The sequence below is a fragment of the Pantoea sp. R13S299 genome, from assembly GCF_048515925.1.
Taxonomy (GTDB): Bacteria; Pseudomonadota; Gammaproteobacteria; order Enterobacterales; family Enterobacteriaceae; genus Pantoea.
In genome coordinates this window covers 75,961-99,053 of record NZ_JBLYEF010000001.1, presented here as the reverse complement: position 1 = coordinate 99,053, position 23,093 = coordinate 75,961, and the positions used below count along the sequence as shown (strand labels likewise).

General features: G+C 58.8%; 20 protein-coding genes. 8 read left to right on the top strand and 12 right to left on the bottom strand.

Annotation, left to right across the window (positions count from 1 at the left end; translation table 11 throughout):
• The first annotated feature begins 158 nt into the window (after positions 1-158).
• From sbcD to ACN1CO_RS00490, 3 genes are all read left to right on the top strand, one after another.
• A complete protein-coding gene (gene sbcD / locus ACN1CO_RS00500; RefSeq protein ID WP_419136864.1) occupies positions 159-1,358 on the top strand; it encodes an exonuclease subunit SbcD in 1,200 nt (399 codons plus the stop codon).
• On the top strand, positions 1,355-5,029 hold the full coding sequence (locus ACN1CO_RS00495; RefSeq protein ID WP_419136862.1) for an AAA family ATPase: 3,675 nt from the start codon (positions 1,355-1,357) through the stop codon (positions 5,027-5,029). Before sbcD ends, ACN1CO_RS00495 begins: the two co-directional genes overlap by 4 nt.
• Before the next feature lie 201 nt (positions 5,030-5,230).
• A complete protein-coding gene (locus tag ACN1CO_RS00490; protein ID WP_419136860.1) occupies positions 5,231-5,623 on the top strand; it encodes a cell envelope integrity TolA C-terminal domain-containing protein in 393 nt (130 codons plus the stop codon).
• On the opposite strand, the gene ACN1CO_RS00485 is transcribed toward ACN1CO_RS00490, so the two are convergent.
• Positions 5,620-6,687, bottom strand: a complete 1,068-nt coding sequence (locus ACN1CO_RS00485; protein ID WP_419136858.1) for an AraC family transcriptional regulator — start codon at positions 6,685-6,687, stop codon at positions 5,620-5,622. The genes ACN1CO_RS00490 and ACN1CO_RS00485 overlap by 4 nt on opposite strands.
• A gap of 163 nt (positions 6,688-6,850) precedes the next feature.
• The gene (locus ACN1CO_RS00480) at positions 6,851-7,855 is read right to left on the bottom strand and encodes a phosphotransferase enzyme family protein (RefSeq protein ID WP_419136856.1); all 1,005 of its coding nucleotides are present in this window, start codon (positions 7,853-7,855) and stop codon (positions 6,851-6,853) included.
• A 250-nt stretch (positions 7,856-8,105) separates the two neighbouring features.
• Here ACN1CO_RS00480 and eat point away from each other — a divergent pair, with 250 nt between their 5' ends.
• Positions 8,106-9,470 (top strand): ethanolamine permease, encoded by a 1,365-nt coding sequence (eat, locus tag ACN1CO_RS00475; protein WP_419136854.1) that lies wholly within the window; start codon positions 8,106-8,108, stop codon positions 9,468-9,470.
• Positions 9,471-9,555: 85 nt separating this feature from the next.
• Here the strand turns inward: eat and mak are convergent, their stop codons facing one another.
• Entirely contained in the window at positions 9,556-10,467 is a 912-nt protein-coding gene (mak, locus tag ACN1CO_RS00470) for a fructokinase (protein WP_013356950.1), read from the bottom strand.
• 146 nt (positions 10,468-10,613) lie between these two features.
• Here mak and rdgC point away from each other — a divergent pair, with 146 nt between their 5' ends.
• A complete protein-coding gene (rdgC, locus tag ACN1CO_RS00465) occupies positions 10,614-11,525 on the top strand; it encodes a recombination-associated protein RdgC (protein ID WP_003850053.1) in 912 nt (303 codons plus the stop codon).
• A 289-nt stretch (positions 11,526-11,814) separates the two neighbouring features.
• Here rdgC and ppnP read toward each other — a convergent pair whose 3' ends face one another.
• The 3 genes from ppnP to aroL all read right to left on the bottom strand — a co-directional run bounded on the left by ppnP (position 11,815) and on the right by aroL (position 13,191).
• Entirely contained in the window at positions 11,815-12,111 is a 297-nt protein-coding gene (ppnP, locus tag ACN1CO_RS00460; RefSeq protein ID WP_419136852.1) for a pyrimidine/purine nucleoside phosphorylase, read from the bottom strand.
• Between the two features lie 252 nt (positions 12,112-12,363).
• On the bottom strand, positions 12,364-12,555 hold the full coding sequence (locus ACN1CO_RS00455; RefSeq protein ID WP_283546120.1) for a YaiA family protein: 192 nt from the start codon (positions 12,553-12,555) through the stop codon (positions 12,364-12,366).
• A gap of 111 nt (positions 12,556-12,666) precedes the next feature.
• A complete protein-coding gene (gene aroL / locus ACN1CO_RS00450) occupies positions 12,667-13,191 on the bottom strand; it encodes a shikimate kinase AroL (RefSeq protein WP_419136850.1) in 525 nt (174 codons plus the stop codon).
• A gap of 315 nt (positions 13,192-13,506) precedes the next feature.
• Between aroL and ACN1CO_RS00445 the strand changes: the two genes are divergently transcribed.
• Positions 13,507-14,241: a DUF2076 domain-containing protein gene (locus ACN1CO_RS00445; protein ID WP_419136848.1), complete on the top strand. Its 735-nt coding sequence runs from the start codon at positions 13,507-13,509 to the stop codon at positions 14,239-14,241.
• Here ACN1CO_RS00445 and ACN1CO_RS00440 read toward each other — a convergent pair.
• Positions 14,238-14,693, bottom strand: a complete 456-nt coding sequence (locus tag ACN1CO_RS00440; RefSeq protein ID WP_003850071.1) for a YaiI/YqxD family protein — start codon at positions 14,691-14,693, stop codon at positions 14,238-14,240. The two genes, ACN1CO_RS00445 and ACN1CO_RS00440, sit on opposite strands and share 4 nt — an antisense overlap.
• Before the next feature lie 168 nt (positions 14,694-14,861).
• Between ACN1CO_RS00440 and proC the strand changes: the two genes are divergently transcribed.
• The gene (gene proC / locus ACN1CO_RS00435) at positions 14,862-15,674 is read left to right on the top strand and encodes a pyrroline-5-carboxylate reductase (RefSeq protein WP_419136846.1); all 813 of its coding nucleotides are present in this window, start codon (positions 14,862-14,864) and stop codon (positions 15,672-15,674) included.
• Between the two features lie 54 nt (positions 15,675-15,728).
• Here the strand turns inward: proC and ACN1CO_RS00430 are convergent, their stop codons facing one another.
• The 4 genes from ACN1CO_RS00430 to ACN1CO_RS00415 all read right to left on the bottom strand — a co-directional run bounded on the left by ACN1CO_RS00430 (position 15,729) and on the right by ACN1CO_RS00415 (position 18,507).
• The gene (locus ACN1CO_RS00430; protein WP_419136844.1) at positions 15,729-17,255 is read right to left on the bottom strand and encodes an FAD-dependent oxidoreductase; all 1,527 of its coding nucleotides are present in this window, start codon (positions 17,253-17,255) and stop codon (positions 15,729-15,731) included.
• A gap of 225 nt (positions 17,256-17,480) precedes the next feature.
• On the bottom strand, positions 17,481-17,786 hold the full coding sequence (locus ACN1CO_RS00425; RefSeq protein WP_419136843.1) for a PsiF family protein: 306 nt from the start codon (positions 17,784-17,786) through the stop codon (positions 17,481-17,483).
• Between the two features lie 115 nt (positions 17,787-17,901).
• The gene (gene iraP / locus ACN1CO_RS00420) at positions 17,902-18,153 is read right to left on the bottom strand and encodes an anti-adapter protein IraP (protein WP_419136841.1); all 252 of its coding nucleotides are present in this window, start codon (positions 18,151-18,153) and stop codon (positions 17,902-17,904) included.
• A gap of 204 nt (positions 18,154-18,357) precedes the next feature.
• On the bottom strand, positions 18,358-18,507 hold the full coding sequence (locus tag ACN1CO_RS00415; protein WP_181016782.1) for a hypothetical protein: 150 nt from the start codon (positions 18,505-18,507) through the stop codon (positions 18,358-18,360).
• A gap of 253 nt (positions 18,508-18,760) precedes the next feature.
• On the opposite strand from ACN1CO_RS00415, the gene ACN1CO_RS00410 reads away from it, so the two are divergent.
• Positions 18,761-21,898, top strand: coding sequence for a beta-galactosidase (locus ACN1CO_RS00410; protein WP_419136839.1), 3,138 nt, complete (start codon positions 18,761-18,763; stop codon positions 21,896-21,898).
• On the opposite strand, the gene ACN1CO_RS00405 is transcribed toward ACN1CO_RS00410, so the two are convergent.
• A complete protein-coding gene (locus tag ACN1CO_RS00405) occupies positions 21,780-23,054 on the bottom strand; it encodes a multidrug efflux MFS transporter (RefSeq protein ID WP_419136837.1) in 1,275 nt (424 codons plus the stop codon). The genes ACN1CO_RS00410 and ACN1CO_RS00405 overlap by 119 nt on opposite strands.
• Positions 23,055-23,093 lie beyond the last annotated feature (39 nt).

Below are 23,093 nucleotides of genomic sequence, written 5' to 3'. Positions count from 1 at the left end.
GCGGCGCCATTATGCGTCAGATTTGTGACACTTTTATGAAAAACATAACCTGCCTGTAACGCCGTTGGTAATCATTTATGACAGCGCAGCGACAATTTTTTGCTTTGGCTGCAGAGCCAGTATAATCGCCGGGCGAATCACAACGGCAGGGACTCATCATGCGCATCATTCATACTGCGGACTGGCATCTGGGGCAGTTCTTCTACAACAAAAGTCGGGCAGCCGAACATCAGGCGTTTCTCGACTGGCTGTTGATCCAGATTGAACAGCATCAGGTAGATGCATTGATTATTGCAGGCGATCTGTTTGATACCGGCACGCCGCCTAGCTACGCCCGCGAGATGTTTAACCGCTTTGTGGTGGCGCTGCAGCCTACCGGCTGTCAGCTGATTGTGCTGGCGGGCAACCACGACTCCGTGGCGACGCTCAATGAATCGCGCGAGCTGCTCGCCTGTCTCAACACCCGGGTCATCGCCACGCCGCAGGCGCAGGATGATGTGCTGCTGCTCAACACCCGTCAGGGCGAACCGGGCGCGCTACTGTGCGCCATTCCCTATCTGCGACCACGCGATATCCTGCGCAGCCGGGCGGGTCAGTCGGGACGCGATAAACAAACCTCCCTGCTGGAGGCGATCGCCCATCACTATCAGCAGCGTTTCGCCGCCGCCCAGGCGCTGGGCTATGCGCTGCCGATAATCGCCACCGGCCATCTCACCACCGTTGGCGTCAGCCAGAGCGATTCGGTGCGTGACATCTATATCGGCACGCTGGATGCCTTCCCGGCCAGTGCCTTTCCGGCGGCTGACTATATTGCGCTGGGCCATATTCACCGCGCCCAGCGCGTCGCAGGCAGCGAGCATATCCGCTACAGCGGCTCGCCGATTCCACTGAGCTTTGATGAGCTGGGCACGGAAAAGAGCGTCTTCCTGCTGGAGCTGGCGGCCAGCGGCCTGCAATCGGTCACGCCGCTGGTGGTGCCTCAGTCGCAACCCATGCAGGTGCTGAAAGGATCGCTGGCGCAGATTGCGGCGCAGTTAAACGCCTTCAGCACAGCAGAGCAGGAGAAGCCGACCTGGCTCGACATCGAAGTCACCACCCAGGAGTACCTCAGCGATCTGCAGCGCCAGGTCGAAACCCTGACCGCCACGCTGCCGGTCGAAGTCCTGCTGTTGCGCCGCAGCCGTGAACAGCGGCAGCAGAGCCTGGCGCGGCTTGACAACGAAACCCTGAGTGAACTGAAGGTGGAGGAGGTCTTTGCCCGCCGCCTGGCGCTGGATGAGGAGCTGCAACCGGCGCAAATCGATGAGATGACCACCCTGTTCCGCCAGACGCTGGCCGCCATGGAAGAGACCCAATGAAGATCCTCACGCTACGGTTCAAAAACCTCAACGCCCTGCGCGGTGAATGGTTCATCGACTTCCGCGCCGAACCCTTTGCCAGCAACGGCCTGTTTGCGATAACCGGCGCCACCGGGGCCGGTAAAACTACCCTGCTGGATGCCATCTGCCTGGCGCTCTATCACCAGACGCCACGTCTGGGCGCGATTTCCCAGAGCCAGAATGCGCTGATGACCCGCGACTGCGCCGAATGTCTGGCGGAAGTCGAGTTTGAGATCAAAGGCGAAGCCTGGCGCGCCTTCTGGAGCCAGAACCGGGCGCGCGGCACCGCCGACGGCAAGCTGCAGGCACCGCGCGTTGAGCTGGCGCGCTGCGCCGACAACATCATTGTTGCCGATAAAGTCGGTGACAAGCTGAAGATGATCGAAACTCTGTCAGGTCTTGATTTCGAACGCTTTACCCGGTCGATGATGCTGTCACAGGGCCAGTTCGCCGCCTTCCTTAATGCCAAAGCCAGTGAGCGCGCCGAACTGCTGGAGGAGCTGACCGGCACCGAAATTTACGGCCTGATTTCCGCCGCCATCTATGAGCGGCACAAAGAGGCGAAAACTCAGCTGGATCTGCTGCGCAGCCAGGCGGGTGCGATGGCGCTGCTGGATAGCGACGCGCGCGATGCGCTGCAACAGCAGCTCAGCGATCTGACCGACGCGGAACAGCGGCTCAGCGCCCACTATCAACAGGCGCAGCAACAGCAGCGGTGGCAGCAGCAGGCGCAGCAGTTACAGCAGGAGAGTGAGCAGGCTGAAGCGGCAGTACAGCAGGCCCAGGCCACATCGCAGGCGGCAGAGACGGATCGCCAGCGGCTGGCTCGCAGTGAACCGGCTGAAAAGCTGCGGGTGAGACTGCAGCAGCGCGACGCGTTACGCACCGAACAGCAGCAGGCTGAGAGCCGCTGTCAGCAGCTTACCGCGGTGCAGCAGCAGGCGCAGAACCAACAGCAGCAGCATCAGCAGAATTACGCGGCCAGCCAGACGGCCCGCCAGCAGGCGCTGCAGGAACAGCAGCAGCAGGAGAACCTGCTGACGGAACATGTGCTGCCGCTGGATCAGCGGATCAGCACGCTGCAGCAGCACCTTGCGGAGCAGCAGCAGGAGAACAGCCGTCTGCAGCAGCATGCCGACCAGACTCAGGCCAGCCTGACGGAGCAGAAACGGAAGGTCACGGCCTGGCAGCAGGCGATGGCTGAACAGCATCGGTTACGTGAGCAGCTTGCCGATCTGGCGCACTGGGGCGCTTCGCTGCCGGTATGGCAGGAGAACTTTTCCCTGCTGGCACAGCGTGAGGCGACGCTGACGGGACTGACACAGCAACGCGAACAGCAGCAGCAACAGATCGACGCGCAGCAGGCGAAACAGCAAGAGCAGTCACAACAGGCGCAACCGCGCCAGCTGGCAGAGCAACAGGCCCGCCAGGCGCTGTTGCAGGCGGAGCAGGCACTCACTTCGCTTCATGAACAGCATCCACCTGCTGCACTGCGGCAGGCATTAAGCCAGCTGCAGAGCAGCCGTCCGGCCCGTCAGCAACTGCTGCTGCTCTCAACGCAGTGGCAGCCGCTGCACCAGCAGCTGGGCCAGCGCCAGCAGCGGCTCACCGCGCTGGAAAAAGCGCATCAGCAGAGTGAAGCGGAACTCCAGACCCTGCGCGAGACGTGGAAACGCGAAAAGCAGCAGCTGGATGACGTCGAAAAAATCTGCGCGCTGGAGCAACAGATTGTCGATCTCAGCGATTATCGCGCCCGACTCACCGCCGATCAGCCCTGCCCGCTGTGCGGCTCCTGCACCCATCCCGCCGTTGAGGCCTACAGCACACTGGAAGTAAGTGCTAACCAGCAGCGCCGGGCGGCCCTGCAACAGCAGACAGACGCTTTGCGCGAAGCGGGCACGGCAAAAGGCGAACAGCTGAAGCAGTCCCTGGTGCAGCAGCAGATCCTGCTCGATGAAATCGCTGGGATGCAGCAACAGCTTGATCAGCTTGAGCAGCAATGGCAGGCGCTGAGCGGTGAGCTGGCACTTACCTTCCCACTAGCCGATCGCGAGGCATTAGCCGCGTGGCAGCAGCAGCAAAGCGAACGTGAAAGCCAGCTTGAGCAGCAGCGCCAGGCACAGGAAGCCGCCGAAAAGGCGCGTCAGGCCGCGAAAGATCATCATCTTCAGCAGTCACAGGCCTGGCAGCAGCATCTGCAGGCTGAACAACTGGCGCAGCAGTCGCTGACCAGCCTGCTGCAGGCGCTGGATGCGCTGCAGCAGCGTCAGCAGCAGGAACAGCAGGCCATGGCGCAATTGCAGAGTCGTCTGGAACAGCAGTTCAGCGCCCATAATCTGACGTTGCCGGACGCCGCCGATCGCGATGCGTGGCTGGCGGAACAGCAGCGGCGCTGGCAGCGCTGGCAGGAGAGTGAGCAGTTGCTCGCTAACCTGCAGCCGCAGCTGTTAAAAGGCGAAACCCAGCTCACCGCTCTGCAACAACAGGCAGAGCAGGAACAGCAGCAGCTCGCGACCCGTCAACAGCAACAGCAGCAGAGCCAGACGCAGCTCAGCGAGATGCGCCAGCAGCGTCAGGCACTGTTTGGCGATCGCGAGGTCACCCTCGCCCGTCAGCAGATGCAGGCCCGCGTTCAGCAGTCTGATGAACAGCTGGCGCAGCAGCTCACTGCCCTGCAACAGGTGCAGGCCGAGGTCAGTCGCCTGCAGGGTGAGCTGTCGGGGCTGGAAAATCAGCGTCAGACGCTAAACGGCAAACTGGCTGAGGCGGAAAACGCCCTGCTGCAGGCACTGGAGAGCGCCGGATTCGCGGATGAAGCCAGCCTGCGCGCGGCGATGCTGGATGAGCAGATCGCGCTGCAACTGCGTCAGCAGCTGCAGCAGCTCGATCAGCAATGCCAGCAGCAGCAGGCGCGACTGGCAGATCTGCAGCAGCGGCTCAGCACCCACCAGCAGGCGAAACCCGATGCGATGCCGGAATCCGCCGACGCGCTGGCGCAGCAGCTGGAGCAGTTACGGCTGGCACTGCGCGACAACGCCAGCCAGCAGGGTCAGATTCAGCAGCAGCTGCACAGCGATGCCAGCCTGCGCGCACGGCAGCAGAGCCTGATGACGCAGATTGAACAGGATGGTGTGGTGCTGGCGCAGTGGAGCCGACTCAACGACCTGATCGGCTCCGCGACCGGCGATAAGTTCCGGCGCTTCGCCCAGGGCTTAACGCTGGATCACCTGGTAGCGCTCGCAAATCGTCAGCTCGATCGGCTGCATGGCCGTTATCTGCTGCAGCGCCGGGCGCAGGATCTGCTGGAGCTGGATGTCGTCGATACCTGGCAGGCCGATGCGGCGCGCGATACCCGCACGCTGTCGGGTGGCGAGAGCTTCCTGGTGAGTCTGGCGCTGGCGCTGGCGTTATCGGATCTGGTCAGCCACAAAACGCGCATCGAATCGCTGTTTCTGGATGAGGGATTCGGCACGCTGGATGCCCAGACGCTGGACACCGCGCTGGATGCCCTGGACGCGCTTAACGCCAGCGGCAAAACCATCGGGGTGATCAGCCATGTGGAAGCCATGAAAGAGCGCATCCCGGTGCAGATTAAAGTGCGCAAGATGAATGGATTAGGTTACAGCCAGCTGGAACTGCCGCAGGGATAACGGGCGCCAGAGCGCCGTCTGATAAAAGTCCAGTGGCTGCTCACCTGCTGATAGCGTAGCCACAGCAGCATTAGCACGCCGCACAGAGGCGGTAAATTCTGGTTCTGTCGACAGTCGGAGTAATGCCATAGCATTCATGATGCCGGTCTGTAGACTGTCGGCAGCGGATCGGGAGAACTTTAAGGATTATTGGTCAGTTCAATGAATTTAATTAATATAAAGATGAGAATATTGCTGGGGGTGATTATTGGACTTTCGCTCAGCGCCTGTCAGCAACCTGTGACTAAGCAACGGGATAGCGTGGCAAACCTGTGTCAGCCCGCGAAAGACCCTGACAGCCAATCCTGTCACTGGACTTATCAAATGCAGCCGGTGCTTAACAGGCAGTTTACTGACGCGGCGCGTTATGCCGGTCAGCAGTGTCTGGTACGGATGGAGTGGCAGGAACACAGCAGACATTATGCGGTGACGCAGACTCAGGGTGATGAAGCGCTCTGCCTGCGCGCCTGGCAGCTGGTGGCGCAGACCCGCGATCTGCCGCCGCCACCGGAGCCGGGGCAACCGGCGTGGTTCGGCTTTGCGCCGCGTGGTTAGCTGGCAAGACCTTCCTGACGCCACTGGCGCGGACTGATGCCAAACCAGCGGCGAAACGCGCGTGAGAACGCGCTGACTTCCGAGTAGCCCAGCAGCAGCGCCATCTCTGAGATCGGTAGCTGCTTCTGCTGCAGATAGTGCGTCGCCATTTCGCAGCGCACCTGATCCACCAGCGCGGTAAAGCTGCTGCCCTCTTCGCGCAGCCGCCGCTGCAGTGACCAGCTCGACAGCCCGAGTTTATCCGCCACCTCTTCCAGCACCGGCTCCCCCTGCATCAGCGATAAATTAACCTGAGAACGTGCCTGCTCAATCATGCTCTGCTGCGACGTTCCACGGTTAAGCCGCCGGATCGCATCCTGCATCACCATCAACAGGATCGGATCGCTCTCCGGCATCGCGCGCAGCAGATCGCGCTTCGGGATCACCAGCGAATTAAACGGCTGATCGAACCAGACCGGCGCATCAAACACTTTACAGTGATCGTGCCACTGGCCAGGACGCGGATGTTCAAAATGGACTTCGCGTGGCGCCCAGTTTCTGCCCGCCACGTGACGGATCAGATTCATAAACATCCCCAGCGTCAGCTCGGCATCCTGTCGGCGCGACAGAATAGCCCCATGTCGCACCTGATAGTCGAGCCGCCAGCACTCTCCCTTATCCACCAGCCGGGTTAAGGTGTCGTGCTGATGCCAGGGAAACGCGTTAACCACATTCTGCAGCGCCTGTTCCAGCGTGGCGGAGCACAGGCCGATGTAGCCGATCAGGCCTAATGACTGCGGTTTAAACTGCCTGCCGTAGTGCAAACCGAAGTTATCAAAACCGGAGTGACGCGCCGCCTCTTCCAGCACCCGACAGTAGTTCACCAGCCCCAGGCTCAGCGTCGGGCTGGCCAGGCGCTCCGGATCGATGCCGCTGATGCCGAAGATGCGATCAACATCCCCGCCCTGGGTATGGATAAAGTCGCTCAGGCCGGTCGCCGCCGCGGCCAGCACGCCGTGATTTCCTGCTCCCGCCGCTGCCGAGCAGGCCGCAAATGCATCAGGCTTTATCAGTGTCGGATTCATGGTCGCCTCAGTCAGAATTCGGGTGGATCACCCGTTCCTGAGATCAGAGCAAATTCCATACCAGGTCCCGGATGCCCGCCGCGCCGCCTGCGGACGGGCCAGAGTGTGGCGCGAGCATCGGATCCGGCACTGCGGCGGCGCAGCAACGCCCGCCGCTGGTGCATCAGACGCCGACCGGCAGCTGCTGACCTTCCAGATAACGGCGACAGAGTCGCACCGAATGGCTGGCCCACTCCGGACCGAGACTGTGCGCCATTTCGGTTTCGGCATGCGATCCCACCCATGCAGTGAGCTGGATGCGCCGCTGGATCAGCAGCGTGGGCAGCATGGCCATCTCCGCATCGCTGATATGTGCCACCTTCTCATAACCGCGGATCCAGTGATCGATCCATTCTGGCGCGCGCGGATGATGCTCAACAAAACTGATCGCCGCCGCCAGATCGTGCAGATACCAGCCAAGCCCGCAGTCATCGAAGTCGATCACCCGCGTTTCGCCCTTGTGCAGCAGCAGATTGGTCAGCCGCAGATCGGCGTGGATCAGGCCATAGCGATCCGATCCCTTGCCAAACTGCGCCATCGCCGTACCAACCTGGCTTATCGCCTGCTCCACCACGCCATATTCTGCGGGGTTCAGATTCGGCGCATCCTGCCAGCGTCCCCAGTGACTCTCGCTACTGGTCATGGTGTGGTGATCCCAGATAATCCGCTGGAACCCCTCAGGCGCCTGCCACTGTTTACTGTGCTGATGCAGCCGCGCGGTAATCTGGCCCAGTTGCTGGAAAGCGCGGGGATCGACGTCGGTGGTCGGCATCTCGCCGTCGATCCAGTGAAACAGCACCACGTAGCGTTCACCGCCATCCGGCAGCCGCAGCGTCAGCACGGTTTCACCCTCTTTGTCCGGCACCGCTTCCGGCACCATAATGCCGGTTTCGCGCAGCGCATCGAGCCACAGCAGTTCGCTGACGATGTCCGCTTTTTGATGGTAATCGCCGCGATGCAGTCGCAGCGCATAACGCCGTCCTGCCGACTGCAGCAGGAACGTGGCGTTCTCTGAGCGGCACAGCAGGCTAAGCTGCCCCTGCAGCGCAGCGGGATAGCAGGCCAGCGCCTGCTGTGCCATCAGGGTGAGTTGGGAATCAGTCAGGTTGTCATATTGTTTAGCGCTCATCAGTCCGGCTCCTTTTCACTTGCGTTATCTCAGCATGCGTTGCCAGAAGGTGAGCTGCTTGACCTCAGAAGAGACAAAGTTGACCGCAGCGTGCATCCGGCCCGGTTGTTGCCTGTGAGTTGACCGTGGAGGACAGAAGTCACTGCGCCCGCGTCAAGTCGTGGTGAGTAATGCAACGGCATTATCCCCTTACTTTAGTAGTTATGGCGGTGTAACGCCGCGTGAGACCAACAACGACGGGGATAACAGTATGACAAACAGACTCAAGCCCACGCTGGGCACCCTGCATCTGTGGGGGATTGCGGTTGGCCTGGTCATCTCAGGCGAATACTTTGGCTGGAGTTACGGCTGGGCTGTGGCGGGCACGCTGGGATTTCTGGTGACGACCGCGCTGATCGCCACCCTCTATACCTGCTTTATCTTTAGCTTCACCGAGCTGACCACTGCGATTCCCCATGCGGGCGGGCCGTTTGCCTATAGTCGTCGCGCCTTTGGCGAAACCGGCGGACTGATTGCCGGTCTGGCGACGCTGATTGAGTTTGTCTTTGCGCCCCCGGCGATCGCCATGGCGATCGGAGCTTATCTCAATGTGCAGTATCCCGACCTTAACCCGAAAACGGCGGCGGTCGGGGCCTACCTGGTGTTTATGACGCTGAATATTCTGGGTGTAAAACTGGCGGCGATGTTCGAACTGGTTGTCACCGTGCTGGCAGTCATTGAACTGCTGGTGTTTATGGGCGTGGTTTCACCCGGCTTCAGCCTGGCAAACTTTGCCGCGCACGGCTGGGCAGGCAGCGACAGCTTCGGACTGCCCGCCTTCTCCGGTATTTTCGCCGCCATTCCTTTCGCCATCTGGTTTTTCCTTGCCATTGAAGGCGCCGCGATGGCCGCCGAAGAGGCAAAAGATCCCACCCGGACCATTCCCCGCGCCTACATCAGCGGGATCCTGACGCTGGTGGTGCTGGCGATTGGCGTGATGCTGATGGCGGGCGGCGCGGGCGACTGGCGCAAACTCTCCGACATTAATGATCCGCTGCCGCAGGCGATGAAAATGATCGTCGGCGAACACTCTAACTGGATGCATATGCTGGTGTGGATTGGACTGTTTGGCCTGATTGCCAGCTTCCACGGCATCATCCTCGGCTATTCACGGCAGTTTTTTGCTCTGGCACGCGCGGGCTATCTGCCGCCTTCACTGGCAAAACTGTCACGTTTCCAGACCCCGCATCGGGCGATTATTCTCGGCGGCCTGCTGGGTATCGCGGCGATTTACAGCGATGGCGTGATTAACCTGCAGGGTATGACGCTGACGGCGGCGATGATCACCATGGCGGTGTTTGGCGCAATTGTGATGTACATCATGAGTATGCTGAGCCTGTTTAAACTGCGCCGCAGCGCGCCGGATATGCCCCGCAGCTTCCGCGCGCCGGGCTATCCGATTGTTCCGGGCATCGCCCTGCTGCTGTCGGTGGTCTGTCTGGTGGCGATGCTGTGGTTTAACCCGGTGATTGGCGCGCTGTTCTTCGCCATCATGCTGGTCGGCTATCTCTACTTCCTCGCTACCAAAGCGCAGCGCGATCGGGCGCCACAGGACACTATGCTGGTCGGCGAATAAACGTAGCGCGGCCGGGTGCCGCGCCGTGGGTGACGTTCAGCGCCTGAAACCCAGGCGCTGAACCGTCAGCAAATGCGCGGATAACTCAGCCGTTAAGCGGCCAGAGCCACGCCGCACCGCGTACGCCGCTGGAGTCGCCATGCTGCGCCTTCAGCACCGGCGTTTCACACTCTCCGCCAAATACCCACTTCTTCATCAGCACCGGCACAGTCTGATAGAGACGATCCACATTGCTCATCCCACCACCCAGCACGATCACATCGGGATCGATCAGGTTCACCACCTGCGCCAGCGATTTTGCCAGACGCAGCTCATAACGGCTCATCGCCAGTTCGGCGATCGGATCCTGCTGCGCCAGCAGCGAGACGATCTCCGCGCCCTTGCGATGCACGCCGCTCAGCCGCTGATAGTCGATACCAAAACCGGTGCCTGAAACAAAGGTCTCGATGCAGCCCTGCTGTCCGCAATAACAGGGCACTTCCTGACGATATCGCAGCTCATCTTCATCCATCCACGGCAGCGGATTGTGGCCCCACTCACCGGCATTACCGTTGCCACCGATGCGCGACTCACCGTTGATCGCCACACCGGCACCCGATCCGGTGCCGATGATCACGGCAAACACCAGCGACTGTCCTGCACCCGCACCATCGACCGCTTCTGACACCGCCAGGCAGTTAGCGTCGTTGGCGATGCGCACTTCCCGGTTCAGCGCCTGAGCCAGATCTTTATCCAGCGGCTGACCGTTAAGCCACGTGGAGTTGGCATTCTTCACCCGCTTACTGAAAGGCGAAAGCGAACCGGGAATACCCAGCCCGACCGTGCCGGTCTCGCCGGTTTTCTGCTCCGCCAGTGTGACCAGATCGACAATCGCCTGCACCGTGGCCTGATAGTCATCACGCGGGGTATTCACCCGGTGGCGGAACAGCTCCTGTCCCTTATCTGACAATGCGATCACTTCTGTCTTGGTGCCACCCAGATCTATGCCTATGCGCAAGGTTACTTCCTCGTTATTCGTTCAGGTGAGAGATACAGTAGAAGGCGGCGGCCTTAAAGGCAATGAAACCACTCCGATGTTTCGCTATCATGCGCGCTGACTCTCGCAGACTTGTGCGCCCGATCGCGCCACGGTAAGGAATCCCGATGTTGTGGTTTAAAAATATGATGGTTTATCGTCTGAATCGTGACATTCCGTTGTCCGCAGATGAGATGGAAAAACAGCTCGACGCCTTCACTTTTTCACCGTGTGGCAGTCAGGATATGAGCAAGACCGGCTGGGTCTCGCCGATGGGTAACCGCAGCGACGCGCTGACCCACGAGAACAAAGGCCAGATTGTGATTTGCGCCCGTAAAGAAGAGAAAATCCTGCCTTCGCCGGTCGTGAAACAGGCTCTGGAAGCGAAAATCGACAAGCTGGAATCTGAACAGAGCCGCAAGCTTAAGAAGACTGAAAAAGATTCGCTGAAAGATGAAGTGCTGCATAGCCTGCTGCCACGTGCCTTCAGCCGTTTCAGCCAGACTTATCTGTGGATCGACACGGTCAACAACCTGATTATGGTGGACTGTGCCAGCGCGAAAAAAGCAGAAGATACCCTGGCGCTGCTGCGCAAAAGCCTGGGTTCACTGCCGGTGGTACCGCTGACGCTGGAAAACCCGATTGAACTGACGCTGACCCAATGGGTCCGTTCAGGCGACCTGCCAGCCGGGTTTGCGCTGATGGATGAAGCGGAGCTGAAAGCGCTGCTGGAAGATGGCGGCGTCATCCGCTGCAAGAAGCAGGATCTGGTGTGCGATGAGATCGCCAACCATATCGAAGCTGGCAAGGTAGTGACCAAACTGGCACTCGATTGGCAGGAGCGTATTCAGTTCGTGCTGGCCGATGACGGTTCAGTGAAGCGTCTGAAGTTCAGCGACACCCTGCGCGACCAGAACGACGATATCGACCGTGAAGATTTTGCGCAGCGCTTTGATGCCGACTTTATTCTGATGACCAGCGAACTGGCGGCACTGACCAGCAATCTGGTGGAAGCGTTAGGCGGCGAAGCACAACGTTAATCCAACAGGCAGGGTTGCCTTAAAAAACGGTTTTTGCCCAAAAAATGGCCGCTTAGCGGCCATTTTTTTCAATGTCTGAACCAAACCGTGGTGAGACCGTACCAGCACAGGGAACAGGGTCAGATCGGAAAGTCGCTCAAGCCAATCCCTGGCCGCTCGGCCCGCGCCGTCCATGGCGCGGGACGCTTTCCTCTTCTGACCCTGTTCCCAGCGCTTTAGGCTTTTCCGCTGCGGCCAGGTTCGCCCTGCCTGGTATAAGCGCTAAAAGGGCCGCTTAGCGGCCCTTTTTTTAATCTTTATCTTTCAGGTAGCGGCAGAGATAGGAACTTGGCTCGCCAACCTGCAGATGAAATTCGCTGTGACCCGGCACGTTAAACACCGAACCCGCTTCAAACCATTGCCACTCGGTCTCACCCGGCAGTAGCACCTTAAGCGAGCCGCTGACGACGGTCATCTCTTCCGGCTGGCCGGTTCCAAATGTGTATTCACCTTCTGACATCACGCCCACACTGGCACGACCGGTGCTCGCACTGTCAAAACCGATAGATTTAACTTTTCCGTCAAAATACTCACTTACGTTGAGCATAATAGTTCTCCAGAGCACATGTTGTGTGTCTGGCAGTGTAGAAGGGAACCCGCTGATCTGTCACGCGAAATGATGGTCGTTTGTGATCTCCTCCAGGGGAGAGAGCGTTAAGCCAGTGCTCAGGGGCGCTTTGTTTTGATTAGGCAAGGAAGATGTCAGGCATGAAGGGGGATGGGAATACTCAGGCAACTTGCTGGCAAATCGCGAAACGATGCGGGATATCAGGCTGGCGTCCCTGCCAGCTACAACGCTTTACTCTTTTTCGACGTCTTCATAGCGCTCTTTGGCATCGCGCGCTTCTTCTTCCGTCTCGTGCTCACTGATTAATGAATTCGGTTTGGGATGATCAGCACGCAATTCGTAAGAGGTTACTTTATTACCTTCAGGGCCTTTTTCGACAGGCACAACTTTGGCTTCACGTGGGTACGGTGGTCTGCTCGGCATACTGTGTCCCTCTTATCTGAATAACAATCCACTGGACAGGCTGCTGCCTGTCATAGGATAAGTATAGACAATGACATCTGAAGCGGGATCAAAGCGGGAAAAATCTGAGGGTTAGCTGGCGCGGGCCAGTGAAAGTGACAGCAGAATATCTTCCACCACGCACTCCGGCGATTGCATGGCATTCACCTGATGATGGGCCGCCGCCTGATAAAGATGCGCGCGTTCACGCAGCACATCACTCATCTCATCGGCAATCGGACGTCCGGTTAAAGTCGGACGCTGGGCCGCTTCAGGTTCGCTTTCCAGTCGCTCTGCCAGTACCTCGGGCGAGGCGCTGAGCCAGATCACCTGACCCTGCTCCTGCATAAAACGGCAGTTCTCTTCAGCCAGAATCATGCCGCCGCCCGTCGCAATGACCGTACGGGGGGCCGTCACCGCTTTCAGCGATTCTGTTTCGCGGGCGCGGAAACCTTCCCAGCCTTCCGCCTCAACAATCTCGGTCACACTACGCTGCGTGCTGAGTTGCAGATGGTGATCGGTATCCGTAAAGGCGTAGCCCAGCGCCTGCGACAACGCCTCGCCGACCGTGGTTTTGCCGCAACCGCGAGCGCCAATCAAAAAGATGGGTAGTGACATCAGGGCCGTTCCTCCGCCTGACCGCGCGATGCGGTTGCATGGTTAGCTTATTAATGCGACGCATAATAACTGGAAATTATTATAGCCTCCACCTGTCAGGCATGTTTTACGCATTTTCCTCACCAGAACAGCGATAATCTCTATACTTTCAAGGGGAAATGCATGCACGTTTTGTGCATCAGGGTGGTAACCGGGCGTTAAAAACCCCGCAAAATGGCGGCTAAAATGGGCTGGCAATATTTGCTTACCGCCCGGATTTTACTTTTCGTGTTGACGCCCCCATATACTGGTAACAATCGCCACAGGAGAGTCATCATGCAACGCGAAGAACAACAACTGATCGAAGGGCTGTTCAGCCGTCTGAAACAGGCCGAAAGCCAGACCGTGGCACGCGATGCCGCTGCCGAACAACTGATTAACCAGCACCTTCAGGCGCAGCCGGGCGCACCTTACTACATGGCGCAGGCGATCCTGATTCAGGAAGCGGCGCTGAAAAAACTCAATGAGAAAGTGTCTGCGCTGGAAAGTCAGGTGGCACAGCTGCAGCAACAGCAACAACAACCCGCACAGAGCAGCGGCGGCTTTCTGTCGGGACTGTTTGGCAGTGGTTCGCGCCAGCAGCCGCCTGCTCAACAACAGCAGCAACAACAGCAACAGTCGCCGTGGAACAGTGCGCCGCAGCAACCGGCACAGCCGCAATATGCTCCAGCTCAGGCACCCGCACCACGCGGCACGGGTTTCCTTGGCGGCGCACTGCAAACTGCCGTCGGTGTAGCGGGTGGTGTCGTGATGGCCGACATGCTGACCAGCATGTTCCACCACTCACAGCCGGAAGAGATTGTGAACATCATTAATGAGCCGCCGCTGCCGGAGGTGAATGATAATCTCAACACCTTCAACGGTGGTGATGACAATGCCGATAACTTTAACGGCGGCAACGACAGCGCCTTCCTGGACCAGAATACGGGCTGGGATAGCAATTATGCCGACAACAGCGATCTCAACGATTTTGGCGGCAACGATTTCGACGACGACGACAGCTTCGTTTAAGTCGAGCGTTTCTGCTGGGTGAGCCAGCTATCCAGCTCATTCGCAAACTGCTGGCGGTCACGCGGACTCATCGTCGCGGGGCCGCCGGTCTGCACGCCACTTGACCGCAGGGTATCCATAAAATCCCGCATCGTCAGACGTTCACGTATCGTCGCCGGTGAGTAACGCTCGCCGCGCGGATTCAGCGCCGCCGCTCCCTTCTCAATCACCTCGGCCGCCAGCGGAATATCAGCGGTGATCACCAGATCGCCAGGCTGACAACGTCTGACGATCTCATTGTCCGCCACATCAAAGCCAGCAGGCACCTGCAGGGTGCGCAGATAAGGCGAGGGTGGCACGCGCAGAAACTGATTCGCCACAAAAGTCACCGTGGTCGCGGTGCGATCCGCCGCACGGTAGAGCACCTCTTTGATCACATTCGGACAGGCATCGGCATCGACCCAGATAAACATCATGATTCCTTACAGTCAGACAAGCCTGAGATCTTGCCGGGTTCCCCTTAAATGGCAAATTTTATTTGCGGCACATTTTCCAGCCTCTACCCGGCTGACTTGTTATTCGGGCTGGCTGAAGTAAGCTAGCTCACTGAGAAAAACGAATAATGTCCTAAGGAGATGGCGATGCTGGCAAAGAAAATCGGATTTATCGGCGGGGGAAACATGGCGAAAGCCATTATCGGCGGACTGGTCAACAGTGGCAAAATCGCCCCGTCTGATATCTTCATTTACGATCGCAAAGCCGAGACCAACCAGGCGATGGCAGAGCAGTATGGCATCAACGCGGCTGAGAGCGCGGATGCGCTGGCGCGCGAAGTGGACATCCTGTTTGGTGCGGTAAAACCCAATGTCATCCTGAAAGTTTTAAAAGAGCTGGCGGGCAGCCTGAAAAAAGAGGCGCTGGTGGTGTCGATTGCGGCTGGCGTGACGCTGGACTCGCTCTCATCCGTGCTGGGTTACGATCGCAAAATTGTCCGCGCGATGCCAAATACCCCCTCGCTGGTCAGCGAAGGCATGACCTCGGTGACGCCCAACGCGCTGGTTGAGCAGGCGGAAATCGACGACGTCGTGGCGATTTTTGAGAGTTTCGGCAAAGCAGCCGTGGTGGATGAATATCTGATTCACTCGGTGGTCGGCGTCAGCGGTTCTGCACCGGCCTACGTGTTTATGTTTATCGAAGCGATGGCAGATGCGGCCGTACTGGGCGGGATGCCGCGCGCGCAGGCCTATCAGTTTGCTGCGCAGGCAGTAAAAGGAGCCGCGCAGATGGTGCTGACCACCGGTAAACATCCGGCTGAACTTAAAGATATGGTCTGCTCACCGGGCGGCACCACCATTGAAGCGGTGAAAGTGCTGGAAGAAAAAGGAATGCGCTCGGCGGTGATGGAAGCGATGCAGCAGTGCATGGCGAAGTCAGAGAAACTGAGCCGCAGCTAACCGTTCAGGGAGTGCGCAAGGCGGCCTGGCACGCTGGCCCGCCTTGCGCGAAGCTTAGCTGATATGCGCCTGACAGCTCGCCACCGCGTCGGCAAGCGTCATCGGTTGCTGCATCCGCTCTACCAGCTCAGCGGTCAGCGTATACATGCCACATGAGCAGATTGCCGCCAGTTGCCCCTGCTGACCATAAAACGCCATAAACTTTTTATCCTCCAGCGAACCGATTAGCCGGAAGTCATCCCATTCTGCCGCGTGGCCAACATATTCATAACGGGTGCCATACTGGGTCGTCCAGAAGAAAGGCACACGGTCAAAGGCGACGCTCTGATCCAGCATATTCCATGCGGCGGTCTGCCCCTGCTGATGCGCGACGCGATAGTGCTCAATCCGCAGCGAACCCTGTGCCGCCGGATACGTGGCGATATCACCCGCCACCCAGATATTGTCAGCGACCCGCAACTGCTCATCCGCCTGCAGGCTGCCATCCTCTGCCAGCGGGAGATCATGAATAAAGTCGGTGGCTGGTTTGACCCCGGTAGCAAACAGCACAACGGTCGCATCCAGCTTCCGTCCACCTTTCAGCTGCACACCATTCACCTGCTGGTCACCCTGCAGTGATTCGATCTCGCCCTGCACCCATTTCACGCCGTTTTGCTCATGCAGCTGGTAGAAATAGCGGCCGATCTGATCGCCAAACCGTTTAGCAAAGGGCAGCGCCTGACGGGCAATCACCGTCACGTCGATGTCACGGTTACGCAGCGCCGACGCCAGTTCGGTACCAATAAAACTGTTGCCGATAATCACGATTTTATGGCTGGCATCCACCGCCTTAAGCAGCTCATCGGTCTGCGCTTTGCTGCGCAGCAAATAAACTCCTTCAAGATCGCTGCCCGGCAAATCGGGAAGAACAGGCTTCGCGCCGCTGGAGATCAACAGTTTGTCGAAGGCGAGCGTCCTGCCATCCTCGAAGATCAACTGCTGCTGCCGGGCATCGAGGCGGCTCACCGTGACCTGAAGTCGTTCAACGTGATCCATCACATCCGCTTTCAGCAACTGTGGCACCTCGCTGATATCCATTTTGCCCGACGGTACAAACTTGGTCAGCGCGGTGCGGTCGTAAGGCGCGTCCGCTTCCCGCTCGACCAGAACCAGGCGACCTTTAAAGCCGTCATGGCGCAGACGCCACAGCGCTGCGCTGCCTGCCGCGCCAGCGCCGAGCACCACATACACCGGCGCGGCTGGCCCGCTGCCAATCGGTGCCGCGGGTGACATCGCTTTCGGGTTAACCAGCACCCGGCCCTCTTCAATGCGCAACGGATACTGTTTGAGATCGGCTAATGCCAGCGGTTCACACATTTTGCCATCGGCGATAGTAAACGCGGCTTTGTGCCACGGGCAGACCAGCCGGTCGCCACAGATCGCGCCCTGCTCCAGCGGCGCGCCCGCGTGCGGACATTTCGCCTGATAAGCGCGGACGTTCTCACCCTCGCGGATCAGTAATACATCCACCTCGCCGAGCGTTTTCTTAACCGGCTGTCGCTGGGGCAGATCCTTCAGGTCGGCGGTAAATTGATAGTTCACGGCATGGCTCCTTTAGCTGTTTCTGGCTTGATGCTGCGCAGCGGAACAGCGCGCGGCGCAAATCCCCACAAACAGTAAGTGTGGCAAAGGAACCGGGAAGCCTGACGATGAATCTGTTTCAGAAAGGTAACCTGCTGTTGTGGCAGGCAATTTAAACGGCGATGAGGGAGAAGTGAATCCGCACTGCGCGGTAAAGAGAAGCGGCCACCTGCGTGGCCGGGGGAATCATGCGCTTTTTTTCAGGCACTGGCTCATAAAGGTTTTACGTGCATCGCCCGCCAGCTTTTTATCGCCAGCTTCACCATTACAGCTCTTCATTTTCATCTGCTGCGGTGACATCTTCGACATCTTGCTATCCTTTTTCAGGCATTCACTCATAAAGGTTTTGCGCGCATCGCCTTTAAGATCCTGAGATTTAGCATGCTGGTTACACAGGGTCATTTTCTCCTGCTGCGGGGTCTTCTCCGCCGCACCGGCCAGCCCGCTGACCAGCAGGCCCGCCATCATCATCGCCATTAAACCGATTTTCATCTTGTTATCTCCACAGTGGATTATCCCCTGTTATTCTGGCAGCGAATAAGCAAAGCGGAAAATGTTTAAGGTCAAAGTGATGTGAAGATCCCATTCCATATTGGCACTGGGGTTGTTACTGGCGGGGATGCCGGAGCAGCTTTTCGATGTAATTGCGCAGCAGCAGCGCATCGTCCTCATTGGCTCCGGCCACATTGTCCATGGCGGTTTCAATGCTGGTGGTCATCGCCAGATGCTGTTGCGGCTCCAGCTTGCGAACCAGCGCCGTGACAACAATCTCCAGCGCCTCAATCTGCGCCATCTGCTCTTTCGCTGTCGCCTCTTTTTCAGCCAGCTTTACCAGTAATTCAGCAATCAGGTTTTTCATGCTGTTGTCTCAGCGGTGAAGAAAAGCTGAAATTATCACCACGCTGGCTAAAAAAACAGAGGGCAACAGTCATTTTTTCAGTGAGTTAGCCCACATCTCCGCCCTCTTTTCAGCTATTTCCGGCTAACCTTGCAGGCGAAACGTTTTGCGGGCAGATATCACCGTTGTTAAACGTTTCGCCTGCTAACGATGACTGAATGAGGCTTAGCGCGGATCGACAAATCCTCGGCCCGGTCCGCCGCCATGTCCGCCCCAGCCACCACCACCACCACCGCCGCCCGGAGGCGGGAAAATACATCCGCTTAATGCAGTCACTAATGCCACAACGGCAGCCAGCTTAACGATTCGTACCATATCTACCTCAGGATGAAGAAATCGGGCTGAGTGTATGAAGCCTCCTGCATGGCGACAAGTGAGATTCCTCCGCATCCGGCCGCTATTCATCTTTGCTGACCAGACTTAACGTTTTACCCTCACTATGCCGTCAGATTCTCAACATCGCGGCCGGTTTGTGGCGCAAACTATTTGTCAGAATCGGGATAGCGGACTCTTTACAGCATGAAGTATTTTGCGCATTGTGAGCGCATTACATTTACAGGATAAAACGATGACTCTCTCTCAGGCTGCTTTCAGTGACATCCTCTCCCGGCGAGACTGGGAAAACCCGGTCGTAACCTCGTTGCATCGGCTCGATGCGCACCCGCCATTCGCCAGCTGGCGCGATGAAGCGGCGGCGCGCGATGACTCGCCTTCGGTGTCACTGCAGAGCCTCAACGGAGAGTGGGGTTTCAGTTACTTTACCCAGCCTGAAGCGGTTCCCGCCAGCTGGTTACTGCAGGATCTGCCGGATGCCACCACGCTGCCAGTACCAGCTAACTGGCAGATGCACGGCTTTGATGCGCCCATTTACACCAACGTGCAGTATCCGATTCCGGTCAATCCACCACGGGTTCCCGCAGAGAATCCCACCGGATGTTACTCGCTCACATTCAGTACTGATGCAGCCTGGCTCGATTCCGGGCAGACACGTATCATCTTTGACGGCGTAAACTCGGCCTTTCACCTGTGGTGCAACGGACGCTGGATTGGCTACTCTCAGGACAGCCGCCTGCCCGCCGAATTCGACCTGACTCCCCATCTGCAACCGGGCAAAAACCGGCTGGCGGTGATGGTGCTGCGCTGGAGCGACGGCAGCTATCTGGAAGATCAGGATATGTGGCGGATGAGCGGCATTTTCCGCGATGTCACATTGCTGCATAAACCGCAGGTGCATCTGGCCGACGTTCAGCTGGAAACCCGGCTCAGCCCGGAGTTTACCCGGGCCGAGCTACGCGCCCAGGTCCGCGTCGCCTTACCGCCGGATGTCACCTCGCGCTATCAGCTGCGCCTGACGCTGTGGCAGGGTGAACAGCAGGTGGCGCAGTGTCAGCAGCCGCTGGGCAGCGCCATCATTGACGAACGGGGTCACTATCCTGAACGCGCCCTGCTCAGCCTGCCGGTGGAACAGCCCGCGCTGTGGAGCGCCGAAACGCCCCACCTCTACCGCGCCACGCTGGCGCTGCTCGATGGGGATCAGCAGCTGATCGAGGTGGAAGCCTATGATGTCGGCTTCCGTCAGGTCACCATCGACAACGGCCTGCTCTGTCTCAACGGCAAACCGCTGCTGATCCGCGGCACCAACCGTCACGAACACCATCCGGAGCACGGTCAGGTGGTGGATGAGGCAATGATGCGCCGCGACATCGAGCTGATGAAACAGCACAATTTCAATGCGGTGCGCTGTTCGCACTACCCGAATCATCCGCTCTGGTACCGGTTGTGTGACCAGTACGGGCTTTATGTGGTGGATGAGGCCAATATCGAAACTCACGGCATGCAGCCGATGAACCGGCTCTCCGACGATCCCCGCTGGTTTGCCGCCTATAGCGAACGCGTGACGCGTATGGTTCAGCGCGATCGTAATCACTGCAGCATTATTATCTGGTCGCTCGGCAATGAGTCGGGGCATGGCGCCACGCACGATGCACTCTATCGCTGGGTGAAAAGCAGCGATCCGACCCGCCCGGTTCAGTATGAAGGCGGCGGTGCGGATACCGCTGCGACCGATATCATCTGCCCGATGTACGCCAGGGTTGATGAAGATCAGCCGTTCCCGGCGGTGCCGAAATGGTCGCTGAAAAAGTGGATCGGTCTGCCGGGCGAAACCCGTCCGCTGATCCTGTGTGAGTACGCGCATGCCATGGGCAACAGCTTCGGCGGCTTCGCGAAATACTGGGAGGCCTTCCGCCAGTTCCCGCGTCTGCAGGGAGGCTTCGTCTGGGATTGGGTGGATCAAAGCCTGACCCGCTATGACGATCAGGGCAACCCGTGGCAGGCCTATGGCGGCGATTTTGGCGATAAACCCAACGACCGCCAGTTCTGCATGAACGGTCTGGTGTTTGCCGATCGCACGCCACATCCGGCGCTGTATGAGGCGCAGCGCGCCCAGCAGTTCTGGCAGTTCACGGTCGATCCCGGCGATCCGCTGAGCTTTACGGTCAGCAGCGACTATCTGTTCCGCCACAGTGACAATGAGGTGCTGCGCTGGCGCATCGAGCAGGAGGGCCATGTGGTGACGGAGGGTGAGGTATTGCTGGATATCGGCCCGCAGGGCCTGCAGCGAATCACGCTGCCATCGCCGCCCGCGTTACACGGTGAATGCTGGCTTAACGTCGCGGTTCATCAGATTCACCCGACCCGCTGGAGCGCTGCCGACTGGCGTGTCGCCTGGCATCAGTGGGCGCTGCCCTCGGCGATGGCGCTGCCGTCACAGCCGGAGCTCGGTGAAGCACCGCTGCTACAGGATGAGACCGGAGAGATTGTCGTCACGCATCAGCAGCAACGCTGGCATTTTTCACGCCACAGCGGCGAACTGACGCAGTGGTTTGTTGACGGGGAGCCGACGCTGCTCTCCCCTCTTCAGGACTGCTTTATTCGCGCGCCGCTGGACAATGATATCGGCACCAGCGAAGCGGAACGGGTTGATCCTAATGCCTGGGTTGAGCGCTGGAAAGCGGCAGGCTATGACCAGATGAGCAGTAATCTGGTGTCGATTACGGCGGATGTGTTGTCGCAGGCGGTGCTGGTAGAGACGCTGCACAGCTGGCTCGCCAACGGCCAGCTCGCCTTTATCAGCCGTAAACGTTATCTGATCAACGCACAGGGGGAAATGCAGCTGCAGCTTTCCGTTGAGCAGTCGCGCGGATTGCCACCACCCGCGCGCATCGGCTTGCGCTGCGAGCTGTTGCACATCCCGCAGCAGGTGAGCTGGCTCGGCCTGGGGCCGCATGAAAATTATCCCGATCGTCAGCTGGCTGCGCAGTTCTCACGCTGGCAGCTGCCGATTGAACAGCTTTCAACGCCCTACGTTTTCCCCAGCGAGAGTGGTCAGCGTGGCGGCACCCGTCAGCTCGACAGCGGCAGCTGGCAGGTCAGCGGCGATTTCGCTTTCTCGCTGAGCCGCTTTAGCCTGGAGCAACTGCGGGAGACATCACACCGCCACCTGCTGCGTCCGGAGGCGGGCTGCTGGCTGCATCTGGATGCCTTCCATATGGGCGTGGGTGGCGATGACTCCTGGAGCCCCAGCGTCAGTCCTGAGTTTTTACTGACTCAGCAGCGCTGGCAGGCTGAACTGACGATTTGTCAGCCGACGCGGGCAGCACGGTCTTTGGTCGCCGGTAAAAGCGCTTCAGAAACAGCACATTAATCAGCACGACCACGGCGGTGGCAAAAAAGACCCAGCGGAAACCTGCCACCGCCGAGACCGCGGCGCCTAACAGCGGACCCGCAACATTGCCGAGATACATAAACGACTGGTTATAGCCGAAGATCCGGCCGGTGATGTTGTCGCGTGAGTGACGCACCAGCAGGGTCTGCACCGCAGGCATCATCGCGCCATCGGCGAATCCCAGCAGAAAACGTAAGACACCCAGTTGCGTGGTGCTGGTGACAAAGGACATCGCAATAAACAGCAGCAGCGAGATAACCATCGTCGCCAGCAGAATACGCTGCGTGCCGATGCGATCGCCGAGTCGTCCCAGTCGGGGCGCGGCCAGCAGCGCAGAGACGCCAGGCAGCGCGGCAATCACGCCGCTCAGAAACGCAATATTCTCCGCAGTCGGTGCCAGTTCACGCACAAACAACGTCAGGATCGGGTTCACCGATCCGTTACACATCTGGATCACCATGGTGGTGAAAAACAGGCAGAGCATCAGCTTTGGGTTATCCAGCGAACGGAAAACCTCGCGTCCGCTGAGCTTGTCCTTTTTACTCACCGGGGTATAACCGGTCTCTTTAATCAGGAACAGCGTCACCAGAAAGCTGACCATCAGCAGAACCGCAGTGACGATAAAGACCGTGCGCAACCCGACCCAGTCGGCCAGCAGCCCGCCCAGCATTGGACCCAGAATCACCCCGCCAATCTGACCGGTTGAGACACAGCTCAGCGCCCAGCCGCTGCGTTCACGCGGAACCTGAGCCGCCACCAGCGCCATCGCGTTGGGGATATAGCCAGAGGTCAGCCCCATCAATGCGCGCAGCAGCAGCAACTGCCAGGCTTCGGTGACAAACGCCTGTAGCAGGATCACCACGCCCATACCAAACGCGGCACGCAGCAGCATCAGTTTGCGGCCTTTGCGATCGGCCAGGCTGCCCCACAGGGGGGCGACCGCCGCCGAGACGACAAAGGTGATACTGAAGGTAAGACCCGACCAGAGGCTGAGGGATTCGCCACCCGTGACGCCAAGCTGTTCAAGGTAGAGCGGCAGAAACGGGATAATCTGACTGATGGCCAGTCCGGTAAAAAAACAGCCAAACCAGACCGAGATCAGGTTTATCTTCCAGGGTTCTATAGTGCGTGGCATGAGCAGATGATTTAAAGAGAGTGAAGGCTCAGTCTAACG

Coding starts and splice junctions, on each gene's coding strand:
- sbcD (WP_419136864.1), top strand. CDS start 159: ATGCGCATCATTCATACTGCGGACTGGCATCTGGGGCAGTTCTTCTAC.
- ACN1CO_RS00495 (WP_419136862.1), top strand. CDS start 1,355: ATGAAGATCCTCACGCTACGGTTCAAAAACCTCAACGCCCTGCGCGGT.
- ACN1CO_RS00490 (WP_419136860.1), top strand. CDS start 5,231: ATGAATTTAATTAATATAAAGATGAGAATATTGCTGGGGGTGATTATT.
- ACN1CO_RS00485 (WP_419136858.1), bottom strand. CDS start 6,687: ATGAATCCGACACTGATAAAGCCTGATGCATTTGCGGCCTGCTCGGCA.
- ACN1CO_RS00480 (WP_419136856.1), bottom strand. CDS start 7,855: ATGAGCGCTAAACAATATGACAACCTGACTGATTCCCAACTCACCCTG.
- eat (WP_419136854.1), top strand. CDS start 8,106: ATGACAAACAGACTCAAGCCCACGCTGGGCACCCTGCATCTGTGGGGG.
- rdgC (WP_003850053.1), top strand. CDS start 10,614: ATGTTGTGGTTTAAAAATATGATGGTTTATCGTCTGAATCGTGACATT.
- ppnP (WP_419136852.1), bottom strand. CDS start 12,111: ATGCTCAACGTAAGTGAGTATTTTGACGGAAAAGTTAAATCTATCGGT.
- ACN1CO_RS00455 (WP_283546120.1), bottom strand. CDS start 12,555: ATGCCGAGCAGACCACCGTACCCACGTGAAGCCAAAGTTGTGCCTGTC.
- aroL (WP_419136850.1), bottom strand. CDS start 13,191: ATGTCACTACCCATCTTTTTGATTGGCGCTCGCGGTTGCGGCAAAACC.
- ACN1CO_RS00445 (WP_419136848.1), top strand. CDS start 13,507: ATGCAACGCGAAGAACAACAACTGATCGAAGGGCTGTTCAGCCGTCTG.
- ACN1CO_RS00440 (WP_003850071.1), bottom strand. CDS start 14,693: ATGTTTATCTGGGTCGATGCCGATGCCTGTCCGAATGTGATCAAAGAG.
- proC (WP_419136846.1), top strand. CDS start 14,862: ATGCTGGCAAAGAAAATCGGATTTATCGGCGGGGGAAACATGGCGAAA.
- ACN1CO_RS00425 (WP_419136843.1), bottom strand. CDS start 17,786: ATGAAAATCGGTTTAATGGCGATGATGATGGCGGGCCTGCTGGTCAGC.
- iraP (WP_419136841.1), bottom strand. CDS start 18,153: ATGAAAAACCTGATTGCTGAATTACTGGTAAAGCTGGCTGAAAAAGAG.
- ACN1CO_RS00415 (WP_181016782.1), bottom strand. CDS start 18,507: ATGGTACGAATCGTTAAGCTGGCTGCCGTTGTGGCATTAGTGACTGCA.
- ACN1CO_RS00410 (WP_419136839.1), top strand. CDS start 18,761: ATGACTCTCTCTCAGGCTGCTTTCAGTGACATCCTCTCCCGGCGAGAC.
- ACN1CO_RS00405 (WP_419136837.1), bottom strand. CDS start 23,054: ATGCCACGCACTATAGAACCCTGGAAGATAAACCTGATCTCGGTCTGG.